This window comes from Gorillibacterium timonense (genome assembly GCF_001457415.1).
Taxonomy (GTDB): domain Bacteria; phylum Bacillota; class Bacilli; order Paenibacillales; family NBRC-103111; genus Gorillibacterium; species Gorillibacterium timonense.
This window is the reverse complement of the sequence record NZ_LN881721.1, coordinates 260,987-277,165: the sequence shown is the minus strand read 5'-3', so window position 1 is coordinate 277,165 and position 16,179 is coordinate 260,987. Positions and strand designations below refer to the sequence as shown.

Below are 16,179 nucleotides of genomic sequence, written 5' to 3'. Positions count from 1 at the left end.
ACGCCCTCAACTGCCGGTCCCATCCCCTCACGCGCCTGCATTATCCGGCTTGAGTCCCGTCATGAAAGGCGCTGTTGACCAAGAGCCAGTTGTGTACTTCCTCTTCGGGTATGGGCCGGCTGATGTAATATCCTTGTATTTTATCACAATTCATCCGTTTCAAGTCTTCTAATTGCTCTCTAGTTTCTACCCCTTCCGCCGTCACTTCAATCCCCAAATTGTGGCCGATGGAGACGATCGATTCCGCGAGCGACTCTCCCGCTTTCTCTTCTCTCAGTCCGCTAATGAAGGATTTGTCGATTTTGAGTGTCGTGATCGGCAGCTGTTTGAGGTAGCTGAGCGAGGAATAGCCGGTTCCGAAGTCATCCAGTGCAATGCTTACGCCAAGACCTCGGAGAAATTCCAGCTTGCTGATGATCGCTCCAAACGATTTCATCAAGACCGATTCGGTGATTTCAATCTGCAGCATCGAAGGAGTCAGCCCCGTCTGATCCAGAACCCGAACAACCATCTCGTTAAAATCGTCCTGCATGAGCTGAATCAACGAGATGTTCACGGAGATGCGGCAATCCTTGTTACCCCGCTCATGCACGGAAGTGATGAAGCGGCAGGCGGAGGTAAGCACCCATTCGCCGATCGGAATGATCAGGCGGCAATCTTCTGCAATCTCGATGAACTGGAAGGGAGAGACGAACCCCAGCTCCGGGCTGTTCCAGCGAAGAAGCGCCTCAAAGCCCCAAATCTGATCGTTCCCGATCACAGTAATGGGTTGATAATACAAGAGCAGCTCGTCCTTCTGCAAAGCTTCGCGCAAATGCCGCTCAATCCTCATCCGCTCGTCGAAAACCTGCTGCATCTCCTGCTCGTACAGAGCATAGACGCCTCTCCCCGCCTGCTTGGCTCTGTACATGGCCACATCGGCTTTTTGAAGCAGCTCCTCCACGGTTGTTCCGTTGTCCGGGTAGCAGGCGATCCCAATGCTGACGGAGACATGGAGCAGGCTGTCATGCAGCGAGAACGGCTCCTTGACGGCCTCGATCATGCGCTCGGCGTAATCGAGCACTTCTTTCTTCGACTGGATGTCCTTGAGGAAGATGACATACTCATCCCCGCCAAACCGGAAGTGTTCGTCGTTCGGTCCGGAAAGGCTGATCAGCCTGCTGCTGAAGGCGGCAAGCAGTTGATCTCCGAAGGAATGGCCCATCGTATCGTTGATGTATTTGAAATTATCGATGTCCAGGAACAGAAGAGCCGCTGCCGCTCGTTTGTTCTCCTCGGTGAACCGGGCCAGCGTCTCCACGAGGGAGCGCTTGTTGGGTAATCCGCTGAGCGTATCGTTGTAGGCGAGCTCGCGGTATTTCTCTTCGCTTTGGATGAGCATGGTCTGATTCTCCACCAGACGGTTGTACTGCTCAAGAAGCTCGGCCTGCACGGCCGTCAGCTCCTCGTACGTTGACTCCAGCTCCTGGTAGCTATCCTGCAGCTTGACCTCGAAATCCTTGCGATCCGTCACATCGGTCATGGAACCCGCGAACCGGATGGGTGCTCCTTGCGCGTCGCGGAGCACCATCCCCCTCACTTGAAACCATTTGTACGAACCGGATTTCGTCAGCAGCCGGTACTCGCAAAAGTAATACGGCTTCTCGCCGCTCATATGCTCACGCTTGTTTTTGGCTTCGGCTTGAACGTCATCCGGATGAATGATCGTTCTCCACCCCCCGAACTCTTCATTCAGGTCGCCGCGCTCATAGCCAAGCAGCTCGTACCAAATATCCGAAAAATAATATCTCTGACTCAGCATATCCATATCCCAGATAACTGCCGCAGAGCCATAGGTTGCAAGCGAAAACCGCTCATTGCTCTGCTCCAGCTTCTTGCGGATCCGCCTGACCTGATCGACATAGAAAATCAGGATGGCGATGAACAGGATCAAGACCGCAAACGCAGCCGCCGTCCCGATTACAAGCGAACGGTACGTGCGGTAAAAGGAAAACGGCCGGTTGATGACCTCGCTATCCTTTGGAAGCCGATTGAATGGAATCGAGAACCGTTTCAACTCGTTATAATCGAAGGCGAGTCGGGTGGTGTCGGCTGCGTAGAAGGGGATGTTGTCGACCCTTTCCCCGTTCAGGATAAGCAGCCCCAGATTCGCCGCTTCCTCTCCCTGGAGAGTGCCGCTGGCCAGGCTTCCACCAATCCCTCCGTTGTTCAGTCCGAAATTGAACAAATGATAGACGGGTACCCTGCTCTTCGTGCTCAGTTCCTTGGAAAAGGCGTCGAACTCCATCGTTTTGCCGGAGCTATCCTGAAAGTAGGTCGTCATGAGGAAGATGCTGTCCTTCATCAGCGTTCCGGCTAAATCCAGAATCTGTTCCCGCGTGAGCTGGTTCATGGGGATTCCGGTCAGCCCAGGAAAATCCGATCGAATCTTCTCCATCACGATTCTTCCGGTGGAAATTCCGCTCTCGGAATTGTCGAAGAGGACATACACCTTTTTCAAATTCGGATTCAACTGAAGGGCCGCCTTCAACGTGCCCCCGGGTTCCAGCGTCTCAAGAACCCCCGTTACTCCATGCTGACCCTTCGTCAGACGCTCCGCGCTGACTTCGTTCACGCCGCAAAAGACGATCGGTGCATTGCCCAGCAGATCATCTCGATGCTCAAGGGCGAACTCCAAGGCCATGTCGTCCGTCGTGATGACGAGATCGAACTTCACGCCTTCATATTTCGCTTTCACCCGTTCATAAAAGTGCCGGATGTTTGTCTCGTTGGGATATCTTTTCCAATCCATATACTCGGTGTATAGGGTCGTATAGCCCCTCACTTCCTTAATCCGGTTCGTGATTCCCTCCGTCTCCTCATCCGTCCATTCCATTCCCTTGTGGTAGGAATTCAGAATCAGGACCTTCGATGTAACAGGAGGTTCCGAATCGGCGGCAACAGGCAGCGCCAGGATGAGCTGAAGCAGAAGCAGACCGGCGAACAGACAGGCCAAACGACTTTTGTGCAGGTTCCTCTTCACTCCGAACAACCCCCCCCCGGTGCAGGTTCCTGCTTGCGCGCAAAAACCGTTTCTTTTCGACAATATTCTTAATTCGCTACCCTTTCTTTTCCTCCTCCCTTATTGGAAAAAAATATCTTTACATGGGTTGTGACCTTCTCGCCACAGCAGCCTACTGGGAGACGAGCAAACCCATGCTCTTATTGGCTCTGTCCTCAATTGGAACGGATGCGATGACGGCTGCCCGCTCATCCTATAGCGGAGGGGGACTCGACATGAACCGAGAAGCGATGCCAATCCATATCGACTATATGAGGACTGCCGCTTCCAATGTCATCCTGATCGGAGAGAGCGCTGGGGCGGATTGGATTCTGATCGATGCCGGCATGCCCGGCTTCGCAGCCGCGATAGCGGGCAAGGCGGCCGAGCTTTTTGCGGGACGGGCGCCGCTGGCCATTGTGCTCACTCACGGCCACTTCGACCACGTCGGCTCCCTTCCCGGCCTCTTGCGGCGCTGGGATGTCCCTGTCTACGCGCATAAGCATGAGCTTCCGTTTCTCACAGGGAAAGCCGACTACCCGGCAAGCGTCCTCGTCGGCGGAAGCGGACTCCTCTCTCGCATCGTGCCTCGCCACCCCCATAAGGGAATCGATTTGGGGGAACAGGTTCTGGCGCTTCCTCCCGACGGGTCGGTACCGGGGCTGCCGGAATGGAGATGGATCGCCACTCCCGGCCATTCGAAGGGCCATGTCTCGCTGTTCCGAGAGGATGATCGAACCCTGATCGCCGGCGACGCCATCCTTTCGGTGAAGCCGGAAGCGGCCTTCACGGTTCTTGCGCGCGAAGAGGAGGTTCACGGCCCGCCCGAGCCCTTTACCGACGATTGGAATCGCGCTGGCGAATCGGTGCAGAAGCTCGCCCGGCTGAAGCCGGAGGCCCTGTTCTGCGGCCACGGCCTGCCGATGGCTGGCGTAGCGCTGCGGGACAGCCTTGAGCGGTTCGCCGCTAACGGGCTGCCCTGCGGCTCTTCTTCCGATTAGGCCCACCCTTTTTCTTGGCAGCTATCTCAGGCTCGCCTCAAGCTCGCCGCATAGCCGTCAATGCGATAAACAAGCCAGGCATGAAGGATTTCGATTTTGTGAATCTATCCCGAGTCAATCCTGTGTCTATCCCAGGTTCGAGTTCAGTTCATCTTGTGTTCATTTCTAAGCTTGATCCAACTCAAGTCTGAGTTCGTTTCGCGGCATCCTAAGTTCGTCCATGTTCAAGCTCATCTCGCGTTCATTCCGAGTCATCTTAAGTTCGTCCATGTATCTCGCGTTCATTTCGTGGCAATCCCATGCTCATCACAAGTGTAAGCCGCTGATGGCAATGAACCAACCCGCGTTTTTCGTGTTTTGTCTTTGCGCGTTGCGCGCATTCTTATTGATGGCCTCAAGAAAGCCATTCTCAGAAATGATGACATTTATGCAACATTTCCTTTTAAAAGAGGGCTTTCTCCTTCGAAATAATGCACTACATGCAACATTTTCGCTCAATATGACCTAAAAACGTTAAAAATGTTGCATTTATTGCATCATTTTATGAATTCACTCGTTCATTCAACCGAAATCATGCATTTTGTGCAACATTCCTCCTCCTTATGCATGTTGTTCGAACGTACATATCTGATCCTCAGAAGGAAATGGATTATCCTTGACCGGAGCTGTCCTCGGCTACATTCCCTAACCAAATGTCCCGATCCAAGACAGGAATAATCGTCTCATCCGATTCGACTCATCCCATAGAGTTCTCTTCTGAGCCTGAGCCTGAGCCGCGCCCTAACGATGTTCCTTATTTGAAACGCTCTTTATATATCAATGGCAATCTGATTCAGTCATCCATAGATGACCCATTTTAAACACTCCGGAAGGTTTTCCCTGGCGCTCTACCTTTTTTTCGCCCAGAATGACTCCTATTTCCATTCCTCTCCGTAAAAAGAGGGAAGCGACGCCTCGCGGCGAATCTTATTTCGAGAGAAGAGAATGGATCGTTCATGGAAAGGAGGTGGACTTGCCAATGATTGCCCAAATTAGTGCCGCAGTCGCTGCCCTCAGCTTGCTGGCGGTATCCTGGTTCCTCATCGGCCTCCTCAAGCAGGCCAAGAGCACGATCAGCCGGATGGAGCAGACCGTCGGCGCTCTGGAGCAGCAGGTCGGCCAACTGAGCGAGGAATCGGTCAAGCTGCTGCAGCAATTCCAAGGCATCAGCGACAATGTCCAGGCCAAGCTGAACGCGGCGGACGCTTTGTTCCAATCCGTGGAACAGGTCGGCACGGCTGTGCAGCAGGTGGCAGGAACCGTTCGCCAAGCCTCGGTCACGGTATCGGACACGATTCAAGAGGCGGAGCGCAAGGTCCGCACAAATCGCAGCCGCTGGACGGAGGCTTTGGACTGGACCTCCACCGGCGTCCGCCTATGGCGGAACTGGCAGGAAGGCCGTAAATCGCATTCCGAAAAGTCGCAGGCTTGATCCATAATGAAGAGGAGAGTGGCAATGATGACAGAAGAGAAAAAAACAGGCGGTAACGGATTTCTACTCGGAGCCGTGATCGGAGCGGCGGTCGGAGCTGTTTCTGCGCTCCTGCTTGCTCCGAAGGCAGGCAAAGAGCTGCGCAAGGATATATCGGATACCGCCCACACGGCAGGCGCGAAAACCAAGGAGCTGGCTGGCGCAGCCGGAGACAAGGCTAAGGAAGCTGCCAAGCAGGTGAAAGAAACGGCCGGCGATTTGGGTGGCAAGGTTAAGGAAACGGCAATCCATGCAGCTGAAGCCGCCTCGGCCGTGAAGGACAACGTTCAATCCTGGGTTAAGGATCTCCGGGCACCCAGCATGATCGACATCACCGAGACGCGGACGGTTGAACCGGTACTTGCTTCGGTGGAGCCTCCTACGGAAGAGGCTCCTGTAGAGCAGTCACCAGAAGCAGAAGAACCGAAGGCTGCCGAGTAAGGAAAATGGAATGGAAACTCGTAATAGTCCCAAGCTTCTCCTGAACAGGAGGAGCTTTTTTTCATCGGGCACAATTGCTTCTCCTATGCTTCAAGAGTGCATTTTCGCATCGGACGCAGTTGTTTCTCTTGCTTCAAGAGTGCTTTTTTGCATCGGACGCAACTGCGTACCTGCGCTCTCACCCGCTCCCGCCAACACCTCCTTATCAGCGTGAGTTCGCCGGTGCCGATTGCCCGTTTTGATGATAGACCCGATAAGAATTGCCTATCTCGTTTCCTCCCTTGTTAGGATGTCGAAGGGTACCCGCACATGATGCTTTCTGCTACAATGATGAAAAAAGATGTGGACTAGGGGGCTGTCAGCATGAAGTTCAAAAGCACGCGGGGCGGAATCGCGGGAATCGGATTCGTCGACTCCGTCCTGATGGGGCTCGCCGATGACGGCGGATTGCTCGTACCGGAATCCATTCCTCAGGTGGATGCCGGAACGCTGAAAAAATGGCAGGAGCTGAGTTATCCGGAGCTTGCGCTGGAGGTTTTCTCGCTCTATGTGGGCGATGAAATTCCTCGTGCGGATTTGAAGGAGCTGGTAGACTCCAGCTACGGAACCTTCCGCGACGAAGCGGTGACGCCGGTGAAGCGGATTCGGCCGGACCTCGCGGTGCTTGAGCTTTTTCACGGCCCTACCTTCGCATTCAAGGACATCGCCCTGCAGTTTCTGGGCCAGCTCTACGCCTATATCTCCAGGAAAACCGGCTCGGTCATCCACATTCTCGGAGCGACCTCCGGCGATACGGGCGCTTCGGCGATTGAAGGCGTCCGCGGCAAGGAAGGCATTCGCATCTGCATTCTCCATCCCCACGGCAAGGTGAGTGAGGTTCAGGAGCTGCAGATGACGACTGTGGATGACGCCAATGTGCTGAATCTCGCTGTCGAGGGCACCTTTGACGATTGCCAGCGAATCATCAAGGAGCTGTTCGCAGACGTTGATTTCAAGAGAAGCTATCACCTTCGGGCCATCAACTCGATCAACATCGCCCGCATTCTGGCCCAAACCGTTTACTACTTCTATGCCGCACTGCAGCTCGCAAAAGAGGGCGAACAGAGCGCTCCTAACTTCAGCGTCCCCACCGGCAATTTCGGCGATATCTTCGCGGGTTATTTGGCTGGGCGCATGGGACTGCCCATCGGCAAGCTGATCCTCGCCACGAACGAGAACAACATCCTCGAGAGCTTCGTGCAGGAGGGCGTCTATCAGCCGGGCGAGTTCCGCAGCACGTACAGTCCGTCGATGGACATCCAAGTGGCGAGCAACTTCGAGCGCTTCCTCTTCTACTTGTACGAGGAAGACGCAGAAGCCACGAGCTCGCTCATGGCCACTTTGAAGACGGATGGTCGCATCGTTATTCCGGCAGACAAGCGCGCCGCTGTGCAGAACACATTCGCAGCCTATGGCGTAAAAAATGCGGAATGCCTCGAAGCCATCCGAGCCTGCCACGAAAGCACCGGCTATCTTCTTGATCCGCATACCGCCTGCGGGGTGGCGGCCAGTGAGAAACTCGCGAGCGAAGGCGAGCTCACCGTGACGCTGGCGACTGCCCATCCAGCGAAGTTCGATGAGTCCATTCGGCTTGTCGGCATCGGCCAGACGTATCCGGAGCCGATCGCCGCTCTCTTCGAAAAGTCCCGCCACGTCACGCGCGTGGACGGTTCAACGGAAGCAATCAAGAGCGAGCTGCTGCGATTCTTTTGACAAGGGTCGATCTGGCCGCGCCTTGTGCTCCGGCGATAACTTGGCCACGGCCAGTTCCAGGGCGAATTTCCCGGGTAAAATTTCCAGTCCGGATTCCGTGGCCGGACAGTGGATAAGCACGGAATCGACGGTTCTGGAGTGGAAAGCACTCTGGAGCGAGTCTCCCCGTATAGACAAGAAGAAAAACCGTTCCTCTCGAAGAATGGACACGCGTCCATGCATTCGATAGAACGGTTTTTCTTTAGATCGGACAAGTAATGAGCGAGCAGTTGAGGTTCAACCGCAGAGACTGCGGCCCTTCAGCTACGGAGGGCCGGTTCAACCGCAAGGACTACGCGGCCTTTCAGCCACGGAGACCTGATGGTTCAGCCACAGGACCGCGGCTGTTCAGCACAAAACCTTGGCAGTTAAGCCGCCGGTGAAGCCGCAGCAGCGGGACTGCTGATCCGGACGGTGGAAGTAGCGTTGTCCCAAGTGATCCGGTATCCGAGCTGCTCCACCAGGAAAGCGACGGGGACCATCGTCCGATTGCCGGTAAGGGCAGCCGCCTCCGCCATGGTCACCTTCCGGCCATTCACATCGACGGTCGCGCTGCCGATCGTGAAGGTGAGCGTTTGGTTATCCTTGACCACGGTTGCGGTCTTGTTCGAAGAATTCCAGGTGACCTTCCCGCCAAGCTGCTCCAGCAGAACGGCGACCGGTACGAGCGTGCGTTGATTGTGAAGATAAGGCTGCTGATCGGGGAAAGTCAGCTTCTTGCCATCCAGGGTTACCGAAATGCCGGAATTACCCGTCGTGGATGGCGTTCCCGGATTGCTCGGCGTAGTGGAGGTGCCCGCGCCCGCCGTCGTGCCGGAAGCGTTCGGCAGCTCCGTAACCGTCAGCCCCAGCTGCTTCTGCAGATTGACGAGACGGTTCCATGCAAAGGTCATGATGGAGCCAGCCTTCATCGTCCCCATCCCTTGTCCGCCGCCACCAGCGGGGAACTGCCCGTTCGCGGGCTCCCCGCCTTGGCTGCCATCGGGCCGTTCGGGAGGATTGGCTCCAGTAGGCGCACCGGCAGGAGGTGTTCCCGTTGGTTGTGTTCCAGTCGGAGGTGTTCCCGTCGGAGCATTTCCATCCGGAGGCGTCATCCCCGCTCCGCCTTCCGCTGCGCCGGTGGGAGGCGTGCCGCCCATGCCGCCGCTCTGCTGCTCGTTCGCCGAATAGGTGATGCTCGCTTCGAAGTCCTCCATCGTATAGAACTTCGTCGGGTCCGCTTCGACCGAAGGGCGAATCAGATCCGCAAGCTCCTCGATGCGTTCGGGAACGCCGCTGAGGAATTGCGTCAACTCCTTCACGTACTCCAAATAGCGGGTTTTATACTCCGGCACCTTCAGCAAATTGTTGATCAGCGGAACCTGGTCCATCTCAATTCCGAGAACCGGAAGGTCAACCGCCGCCGTGACCGCATCCGTATTTTTGGTGGACGTATTAGTTGGCGTATTAGTGGACGTGTTGGTGGCGGTATCCGTAGCGGTTCCCGCATCTTGTCCGCCGGGTCTTCCTCCCCCGCCGCTGTATCCGTTGAAGGACATGTTGAAGTCCCATGGGACAACCGTAAATTTGCCTTTGGCGTCACCATAGAGCATGTAGTTATGGCCCTTGTCGCCGTTGTAGCTGTCATAGTTGCCAAGAACCGCGTTGGCTGCGATATATTTCAGTGCCGAATCCACATCAAGCACACTCTCGATGCTGCCCTTTTCCCCTGCGGGCATTTCATTCAAGGTTTTGATGAAATTCTGCAAAGCGCTCTTGTTTTCGTCGGTCCCGAGATCCTCCGTAATCGTCTTGTACTCGCCGCTCTCCTCGTATTGAAGATAGCTGCCTTCCTCCGTGTCGTACAAGACCCCGTCCTTGTAAGTGTCCCCGTAGTTGCGGGCCAAATAGCTGTCGTCGATCGACTCGACTCCGACGTAGAAGCCGTATAATTCGCCGTTAATGTACAGATTGGTGAATACCGTCAAGGGTGCATCCATTCCAAGCTGCCGAAGAGCCTCGTAATGCAGGTATTCACGCAAAAAGGACGGGTCGGAGTAGCTGTTGTTGAGCGTCAGCTTATCCAGTCCCAGCAGGGTCTGGTTCTTGTCGTATTTGTCAAATTTCAAGCGGAAGCTGTACCGATCGGAGTCGGTCATGGAAGCCACGGCCTTCAAAGTCAGGTTTCCCTTGGTAGAGAAGCCGACATTGTCTAGCTTGCGCCCATCGACTTCAACCGAGACCTTCTTGTAGTCCTTGTCCAGCGGGCTCTCCAGAATGCTCTGCCAATCGTCGTCGGCAATCGTCACCTTGACATTGATAATCCGGTCGCCGCTAAAAAGGGACTCGTATTCTTGAGCGATGCCTGCGCTTGTTGAGGCGGCCTCAGCGGGAGGGATTCCTCCAAAGCCCAACGCGGCCGTCGCCACGAGAGCCGCCGATGCCGCTACAAGAATGCCTTTCTTCAGGAAGCGAATCAAGTTTTACCATCTCCTTCAAGTAGATTCGTTTCCAGCATAAGGGACAAACCTTTAATGAATCTTAACAAAACCTTTACAATCCATCCCCTGCCTGATGCCTCAACAAAAAAACTCCCGGTTCAAATCACCGGGAGAGGCTTGTAGAGTGGAGCTTGAGAGAGAATGGGCGGAATCATTCGACTGTCTCGCAGGTTGGATATCCGTTGAAAGAGTTGTTTGTTATTCGGAGAGAGTCGGCTTCGTTCCCGGAGCGCTGCCCCCGCTCTTGTCTGAAGAGAAACCGGCCCTCGTGCTTCCGTTCTTTCGAACGTCCAGGATCAGCCAGATGCAGGAGAAGAGCAGAGCAGCGACGACGAGACTGTCGAACAGAACCGACTCGGCGTCTGCGACTAGGAATTGCGTAAAGTCATGCAGGAAATGGAAGGCCATGAGCGGAAGCAAGCTTCCGTGCTTCACGAACAGAAGCGAGAGCGACAAGCCTACAAGAAGCGCGTACAACAATTGAAGTAAAGTTGCAGCCAGGTCCTGCCCGCCCATTAAATTGAGGAGATGCGTGAGTGAAAACAGCAGACTCGACACGATGACGGCGGTACGGGCTCCCTTTTGCAGGAGAATGTTCAAGATCAAGCCGCGGTAGATCGTCTCCTCGACAAAAGCCACCAGGAGAGCCAGGAACAGCAGATAAAGAACATGCGAAGTCGATACGAATTCGAAGCCATTTACGATCCCATTGGTCAGAACAACCAGGATGTCGATCACAAGCGGCAGGTAGAAGAGCAGCTCTCGTCGAGGCACTCCCGCCATGCTGCGAAAGCCATATCTTTGCCAGCGCTTATGAAGGAGCAGGTAAGCCGCGAGAACAATCGCAAACGGAACAAACGCATAGGGGACCGGGGATTGGTCTGTCAGCTCGTTCATCGTGAGGTACGCCCCTGCTGAAAAAAGAGCGAGAAACAAAGCAACTTCGATCAATACGATGGCGAGAATCGGGCGTCTGCCGGTAAATCCTGTTTTTTGCACAGCCTCATGGTTTTGTGAAGGTTTCATTTGCTCCGATTTCCTTTCTCCTGGTGGACTTGTTCAAGATCTTCAACCCATTGCCGGACCATTCCCAAAAAACGCGACCCGTACGTGAGCACCGACAGCCGGTAGACGTAATCCTCCGGATTATCGATTGTTTCGGTTTCCTTATCGACGATCTCCTGCACAGCCTTCAATCGGTGATACTCCCCTTGCAGCTTGGAGTGAAAGGCGCGAAGACGTTCCTTCCGCAAGCCCTCCTCCAAATAATCATAGAAAAAAATCTTGAGCATATGCTCGTTGCGCACTCGGGTGAGCGGTTCCGCCAGCCAGCTTAAGAAGCGTTCTTTTCCTGCCGGGAGGAGAGTATAAATCTTCTTGTTTTTGCTGCTACCGGTCTCCGTTACGGCGATGGAATCCTGCTCGGTCAACCGCTTCAGAGCCGGGTACAGGCTTCCGAAGCTTGCTGTATAGAAGAAGCCCACCGATTGGTCGATCATCCGCTTGATGTCGTATCCGCTCATCGGCCCTTCCATCAAAATTCCCAAGATAATATCATCAATCATAGGTACCTCCATTACAGAGAGGAGATTTTTTTACTCCTCCATTATGTATCAACTCGATATATCAACTTGATATGATTATTGTCGATTTTTTCCTTGCTGTCAATATCCTTTTTATGAAGTTGAAAAACTTCCGGAATCGAGTGAGAGAAATGATGTCGATCAGGGGTCTTAGTAGTGAAATACATAAGTCAGACTGTGAAAGGAGAGGAGTTCGTCGTGGAGCTGACAGACGATCATTCGATCATTGAAGCCGTACTGAAGGGCAATAAGCAGGCGTATGCGGACATCGTCCGGCGCTATCAGAATAAGCTCTACGGATTGTTCCGCAAGATGGGATCTTCCGAAGCGGACGCTCAGGACCTGACGCAAGAGACATTGCTTAAGGCTTACCGCAAGCTGGCCACACATAATCCGACACAGAGCTTTGCCGGGTGGATCTATACGATTGCCGTCCATTTGCAGAAGGACCGGGCCGGACGAAAAGGAGCGGATTCGTTGCGGGACGACCGCTATGAACGGGAAACGCCGGAATCGAAGCTGCTGCAAAAGGAGCTGCGCTCCGAGTTGGACCGCCTGCTGGAGGAACTGCCCGAGCATTATCGGCTCGTCTTGATCTTGCGCTTCACCAACCAGCTTACCCCTAAAGAGATTGCCGATATTACCGGGATGTCGATCCGACAGGTCACCAACACGGTCTTTCGGGCAAAAGCGAGCCTGCGAAAAATCGTAGAAGACAAGGAGGGACAGCGCTATGACTTTCTGGGAACGTACCGAAACAAAAAAAGCCAGTCGTAAGGCGGATAGCGGCAAACCGACGTGGGAGGACAAAAGCTGGGAGCATGCGCTGTTTGCCCAAGATCTACCGGACACGTTTACCGACCGGGTGATGCTGGCATTGGAAGAGATCGAAATCGAGCCGGTACCGGAATCATCTGCGCCTCCTAAGCGGAAAGGAAATAGCGACCCGTACGATTCGTCCATTGCCAGCCAGGTCCAACGCAATCGCACCCGCAAGCGCATGTCACGCCTCAAAGTCGGGGGAGCAACAGCGGCCATCGTCGTGCTGGTGGGCAGTACACTGCTGTATACGCAACCCACCCTCGCCGATATGGTCCGGTCGCTGTTTGCGAAGGATAGCTATGTAGACGATGGAATGAAAAGCGTCCAAAATTCGGGTCTGGTGCAGATTTCGGGCGTCAGCGCCAAGGATCAGGGTTACATCCTGAAAGTCAACGAAGTGATTGCCGACTCCAGCCGACTGATTATCGGGATCGACGCTTATGACAACAAAGGAAATGCCCTGGTCGGAGAAATCGATTATACAACTGCCGACTTCAGTGTTCACGATATCCAAAGAGGCAACTTTGGCGATGTTCCCTATAATCTGATGGTGGGAGGGGGCACGACGACCAACCGAATCGAATTCGACTTTCTACGACCTGTACTGGCCGATAAGCTGCAGCTGAATGCACGTATCCATGAACTGAAGCTCTTTAAGGACACCATGAAGGAAGGAAGTCCCATAAGCACGATTAAAGGGAATTGGGCGCTCATTATCGAGGCGGACCTGTCCAAAGCCAAAGCCCAAACCCTGCTGACGGAGATCAATCAAACCTATGAGACCCCAGGCGGCATCCAAATTCACATGCAGGGGGCTACCCGGACACCGAGCGGCGGCTCGCTCGAATTTACCACAAAGCTGACTCCGGGGGCGGCCGAACGAGCGGTGAATGGACAAAGCGGCTTCCACAAGCTTAACTTTCATCTGGAGGATGAGCAGGGGAACTTGATCGGAACAAGCCTTTCGTTTGATGTCGGTCGCCATTCCGAACTGGAGCGGTGGGGCGGGTTGACCCAATGGTTCTATCCATTCAACAATTTCGCATACGACAAACAGAAGATCCGATTCGTACTGGACAGCTATGTAATTCGGGAAAAAAGAGAAGCGTCCGTCACCTTCGACCCGGAGCAAACGTCGGCCGAGCATCCCGCCATGTTTGAAGACTCGGGCGATAAGCTTCTGCTTGAAGGGGTCAAGCTCGGTCCCAATCAGCCCGCCTACATTCCGCTTGGGGGTACTGCTAATAACGAAATCGACGAGGATACCTGGGTTGTGATCGATGAGAACGGCAAGGAGTATTCTACGTTCTTCGCTGGGGGGTTCTTGCGCGATAAATATGGTTCGGTCGGGTTGTCGGATTCTCGTCTCGTCATCGACGGTCTGGATAAGATGCCCCAGCAACTGACTATTCGCCGACTCATCGTCAACCGCCAATACAAGGATGCCGACTGGTCCTTTGTCCTTCCGCAGACCGGGACGAAAGGCGTCATTCCGGAATAATCTGGACCTGGACCTAAAGAAGATCGCCCTTCACAAGCTTTGGGCGATCTTTTCACCATCTGGGATCATAAAGCCACCCCTATAAGCTGCGGCCAGCGGCTTGATCGGGAATGTGGACGCTGACGCTATCCGCGAACCGGACCGCTCAGCCTGCCCCTATCGACGTCCCATCGCCAGGCAACGGTCCGCCCTTGCAGTTGGACGCCGCCGAACCAAGCGTCGATGCCGCATTCCGCTACGCGGTCCGAACGGCCCGCCAGAACCTCTTGCCCCAGCTCCGTGAGCGCCGCCGCTCCTTCGCCCCACGGGTCTGTTCCCTCCTGCTGCGCATAAGCCGCAGCGGGAGGTCTTCCCGTGAATGTCAGGAGAGGCTGCGGACCTGCGGAGAGGGCCGTGAGAAGATCGCGAAACGCTAAGTCCCCCATGCCAAGCAGGGGATACTGTTCGCAGACCAGTTGGAACAGCTCGCGGGGATCGCTTACTCCGTCCCGAACCCACTCAAGAACCGCCTGCTCGACGGCGCCGAGCCCATTCGTCAGCGACGGATACTGTGCCAGGTGAGCGAGAAAAGCTTCTCGTGCGTAAGGCAAGGCGGAGGTATTCTCGTCAAGTAGACTCTGGAGCGGTCCAGGCTCCGCTGCCGCATAGGCCTGCCATAGTCGGCTACCGAGGCGAAGCTCCTCCCCGCTCACCGCCTGCCAGGTCCCGGACAGCGTCGCAAGCTGAGGTCCCGACAGCTGACCAAGGCCGCGAAAATGCTCGATACCGGGGTATTCTCCGATGCAGAGCAGGCTCAGCTTCGCCTTGCCCAGATCGAGCCGGGACAGCCGGTCAAGCAGTTGGCAGAGCATCGTTTGGTCGAACAGATCATGCTCGAACCAGAGCACGACTTCCTCATAGCTGCTCAGCTTCGCCAGCAAGCGGTCCTGCTCTTCGGAATACCGCAAGTATTCCGAAGCAGGCACCCCGAGCCGCTCCTGCAAATACCAAGCGCGAATCATCCGTAGGTCTTGGTCTGTCAGGTCGGGATAGACAGGTCCGAACGGATACACTTCCCTCCATACGAATATCTCTCCCGGAATTCCAGCCTCTCTCAGCTGATCAGCGGCGTGATCGCCATTCACCAGATGCAGCATCCCTCTTCCTCCTTCATAGAGCTCGTGAAATACGGTCGTGATATCGGTTACCGGCAGCAGCGACCTCTTCAGCCTCCGACGAGCGTCGAAAAGCCGCTTTTTCAAGGTGGGAACGGGGGTGTTGAGCTGCTCCGATACTTCGTGGAGAGAGAGTCCATGGAAGTAAAAGAGATTGACGGCGATCCGAAGAGGAGCGGACAGAGCGGCAGTCGTCTCGTACAAGCGGCTCATCTGTTCCTTCCGGATCGCGAGCTCGGCAGGACTTCTGTCCGGGGAGACCAACTCGCCTGTCTCGTCCAGAGGTACGGTTCCGTGTTTTTTTCGGCGCAGGAGTCTGTAGCATTTCCTCTGCACGATTCTCTTGAACCAGCCTGGAAACGCCTCGGGTTCATGAAGCTTGCCAATCTCCTTGTAGGCCTCCACAAATGCCTCCTGAACCGCGTCCTCCGCCAGATACGGATCGCGAAGCAGCTCGTAAGCAACGGCCTGCGCCATTCCGCCGAACCGCCGGACGATCTCCCCCCAAGCGTCGGCATCCCCCCTCTGAGCCTGCTCGATCCATTCCCTCATTCCCTGCACACCCTTTCCCGTAATCCAAACCACTCGATCCGGCTCATTCCATGTCTTATATCCAGGCCGATCCTTGGCCTCCCGCTCATCCCAAGCCCACATGCCTTCTTATCCCCGCAACAACCTACGACTCCTGCGACTCATCCCCCATCCATCCCCGCATCTCTAAGTGCCACAATGGCCCCTTAACGTTACCTGTACCGAAAAAATAATCCCTGCCACCCTGTTAACGCAAGCCGGAAAAGCCAAGCCCTCATCATGTTCGACAAATCTTCACTAGACCGACCGTCGGTCTATATCATAT

11 protein-coding genes are annotated in these 16,179 nt (G+C 54.9%); 6 read left to right on the top strand and 5 right to left on the bottom strand.

Features of this window, described 5'->3' with window-relative positions; translation table 11 throughout:
• Window positions 1–40 precede the first annotated feature (40 nt).
• The gene (locus BN2684_RS03365; RefSeq protein ID WP_148449872.1) at window positions 41–3,022 is read right to left on the bottom strand and encodes an EAL domain-containing protein; all 2,982 of its coding nucleotides are present in this window, start codon (window positions 3,020–3,022) and stop codon (window positions 41–43) included.
• Between the two features lie 173 nt (window positions 3,023–3,195).
• Here BN2684_RS03365 and BN2684_RS03360 point away from each other — a divergent pair, with 173 nt between their 5' ends.
• From BN2684_RS03360 to thrC, 4 genes are all read left to right on the top strand, one after another.
• On the top strand, window positions 3,196–4,041 hold the full coding sequence (locus BN2684_RS03360) for an MBL fold metallo-hydrolase (RefSeq protein ID WP_234340143.1): 846 nt from the start codon (window positions 3,196–3,198) through the stop codon (window positions 4,039–4,041).
• Between the two features lie 1,018 nt (window positions 4,042–5,059).
• Window positions 5,060–5,512, top strand: a complete 453-nt coding sequence (locus BN2684_RS03355; RefSeq protein WP_058300763.1) for a DUF948 domain-containing protein — start codon at window positions 5,060–5,062, stop codon at window positions 5,510–5,512.
• Between the two features lie 27 nt (window positions 5,513–5,539).
• The gene (locus tag BN2684_RS03350; RefSeq protein ID WP_159065755.1) at window positions 5,540–5,992 is read left to right on the top strand and encodes a YtxH domain-containing protein; all 453 of its coding nucleotides are present in this window, start codon (window positions 5,540–5,542) and stop codon (window positions 5,990–5,992) included.
• A gap of 363 nt (window positions 5,993–6,355) precedes the next feature.
• A complete protein-coding gene (gene thrC / locus BN2684_RS03345; RefSeq protein WP_058300761.1) occupies window positions 6,356–7,744 on the top strand; it encodes a threonine synthase in 1,389 nt (462 codons plus the stop codon).
• Window positions 7,745–8,151: 407 nt separating this feature from the next.
• On the opposite strand, the gene BN2684_RS03340 is transcribed toward thrC, so the two are convergent.
• The 3 genes from BN2684_RS03340 to BN2684_RS03330 form a co-directional block, all read right to left on the bottom strand.
• Window positions 8,152–10,242: a CotH kinase family protein gene (locus BN2684_RS03340; RefSeq protein WP_058300760.1), complete on the bottom strand. Its 2,091-nt coding sequence runs from the start codon at window positions 10,240–10,242 to the stop codon at window positions 8,152–8,154.
• A 219-nt stretch (window positions 10,243–10,461) separates the two neighbouring features.
• Window positions 10,462–11,289 (bottom strand): CPBP family intramembrane glutamic endopeptidase, encoded by an 828-nt coding sequence (locus BN2684_RS03335; protein WP_058300759.1) that lies wholly within the window; start codon window positions 11,287–11,289, stop codon window positions 10,462–10,464.
• Window positions 11,286–11,828 carry a PadR family transcriptional regulator gene (locus BN2684_RS03330; RefSeq protein ID WP_058300758.1) on the bottom strand — a complete coding sequence of 181 codons (543 nt, stop codon included), beginning with the start codon at window positions 11,826–11,828 and terminating at the stop codon, window positions 11,286–11,288. Before BN2684_RS03330 ends, BN2684_RS03335 begins: the two co-directional genes overlap by 4 nt.
• A gap of 174 nt (window positions 11,829–12,002) precedes the next feature.
• On the opposite strand from BN2684_RS03330, the gene BN2684_RS03325 reads away from it, so the two are divergent.
• The gene (locus tag BN2684_RS03325) at window positions 12,003–12,623 is read left to right on the top strand and encodes an RNA polymerase sigma factor (RefSeq protein ID WP_234340142.1); all 621 of its coding nucleotides are present in this window, start codon (window positions 12,003–12,005) and stop codon (window positions 12,621–12,623) included.
• Window positions 12,580–14,169, top strand: a complete 1,590-nt coding sequence (locus tag BN2684_RS03320; RefSeq protein ID WP_058300757.1) for a DUF4179 domain-containing protein — start codon at window positions 12,580–12,582, stop codon at window positions 14,167–14,169. The genes BN2684_RS03325 and BN2684_RS03320 overlap by 44 nt, the downstream gene beginning before the upstream one ends.
• Window positions 14,170–14,294: 125 nt before the next feature.
• On the opposite strand, the gene BN2684_RS03315 is transcribed toward BN2684_RS03320, so the two are convergent.
• The gene (locus BN2684_RS03315) at window positions 14,295–15,977 is read right to left on the bottom strand and encodes a sigma-70 family RNA polymerase sigma factor (protein ID WP_234340141.1); all 1,683 of its coding nucleotides are present in this window, start codon (window positions 15,975–15,977) and stop codon (window positions 14,295–14,297) included.
• Between the last annotated feature and the right edge of the window lie 202 nt (window positions 15,978–16,179).

What these genes read in the sequence shown, in the direction of transcription:
- BN2684_RS03360 (WP_234340143.1), top strand. Translation starts at nt 3,196, where the DNA reads ATGCTCTTATTGGCTCTGTCCTCAATTGGAACGGATGCGATGACGGCT.
- BN2684_RS03355 (WP_058300763.1), top strand. Translation starts at nt 5,060, where the DNA reads ATGATTGCCCAAATTAGTGCCGCAGTCGCTGCCCTCAGCTTGCTGGCG.
- BN2684_RS03350 (WP_159065755.1), top strand. Translation starts at nt 5,540, where the DNA reads ATGACAGAAGAGAAAAAAACAGGCGGTAACGGATTTCTACTCGGAGCC.
- thrC (WP_058300761.1), top strand. Translation starts at nt 6,356, where the DNA reads ATGAAGTTCAAAAGCACGCGGGGCGGAATCGCGGGAATCGGATTCGTC.
- BN2684_RS03335 (WP_058300759.1), bottom strand. Translation starts at nt 11,289, where the DNA reads ATGAAACCTTCACAAAACCATGAGGCTGTGCAAAAAACAGGATTTACC.
- BN2684_RS03330 (WP_058300758.1), bottom strand. Translation starts at nt 11,828, where the DNA reads ATGATTGATGATATTATCTTGGGAATTTTGATGGAAGGGCCGATGAGC.
- BN2684_RS03320 (WP_058300757.1), top strand. Translation starts at nt 12,580, where the DNA reads ATGACTTTCTGGGAACGTACCGAAACAAAAAAAGCCAGTCGTAAGGCG.
- BN2684_RS03315 (WP_234340141.1), bottom strand. Translation starts at nt 15,977, where the DNA reads ATGTGGGCTTGGGATGAGCGGGAGGCCAAGGATCGGCCTGGATATAAG.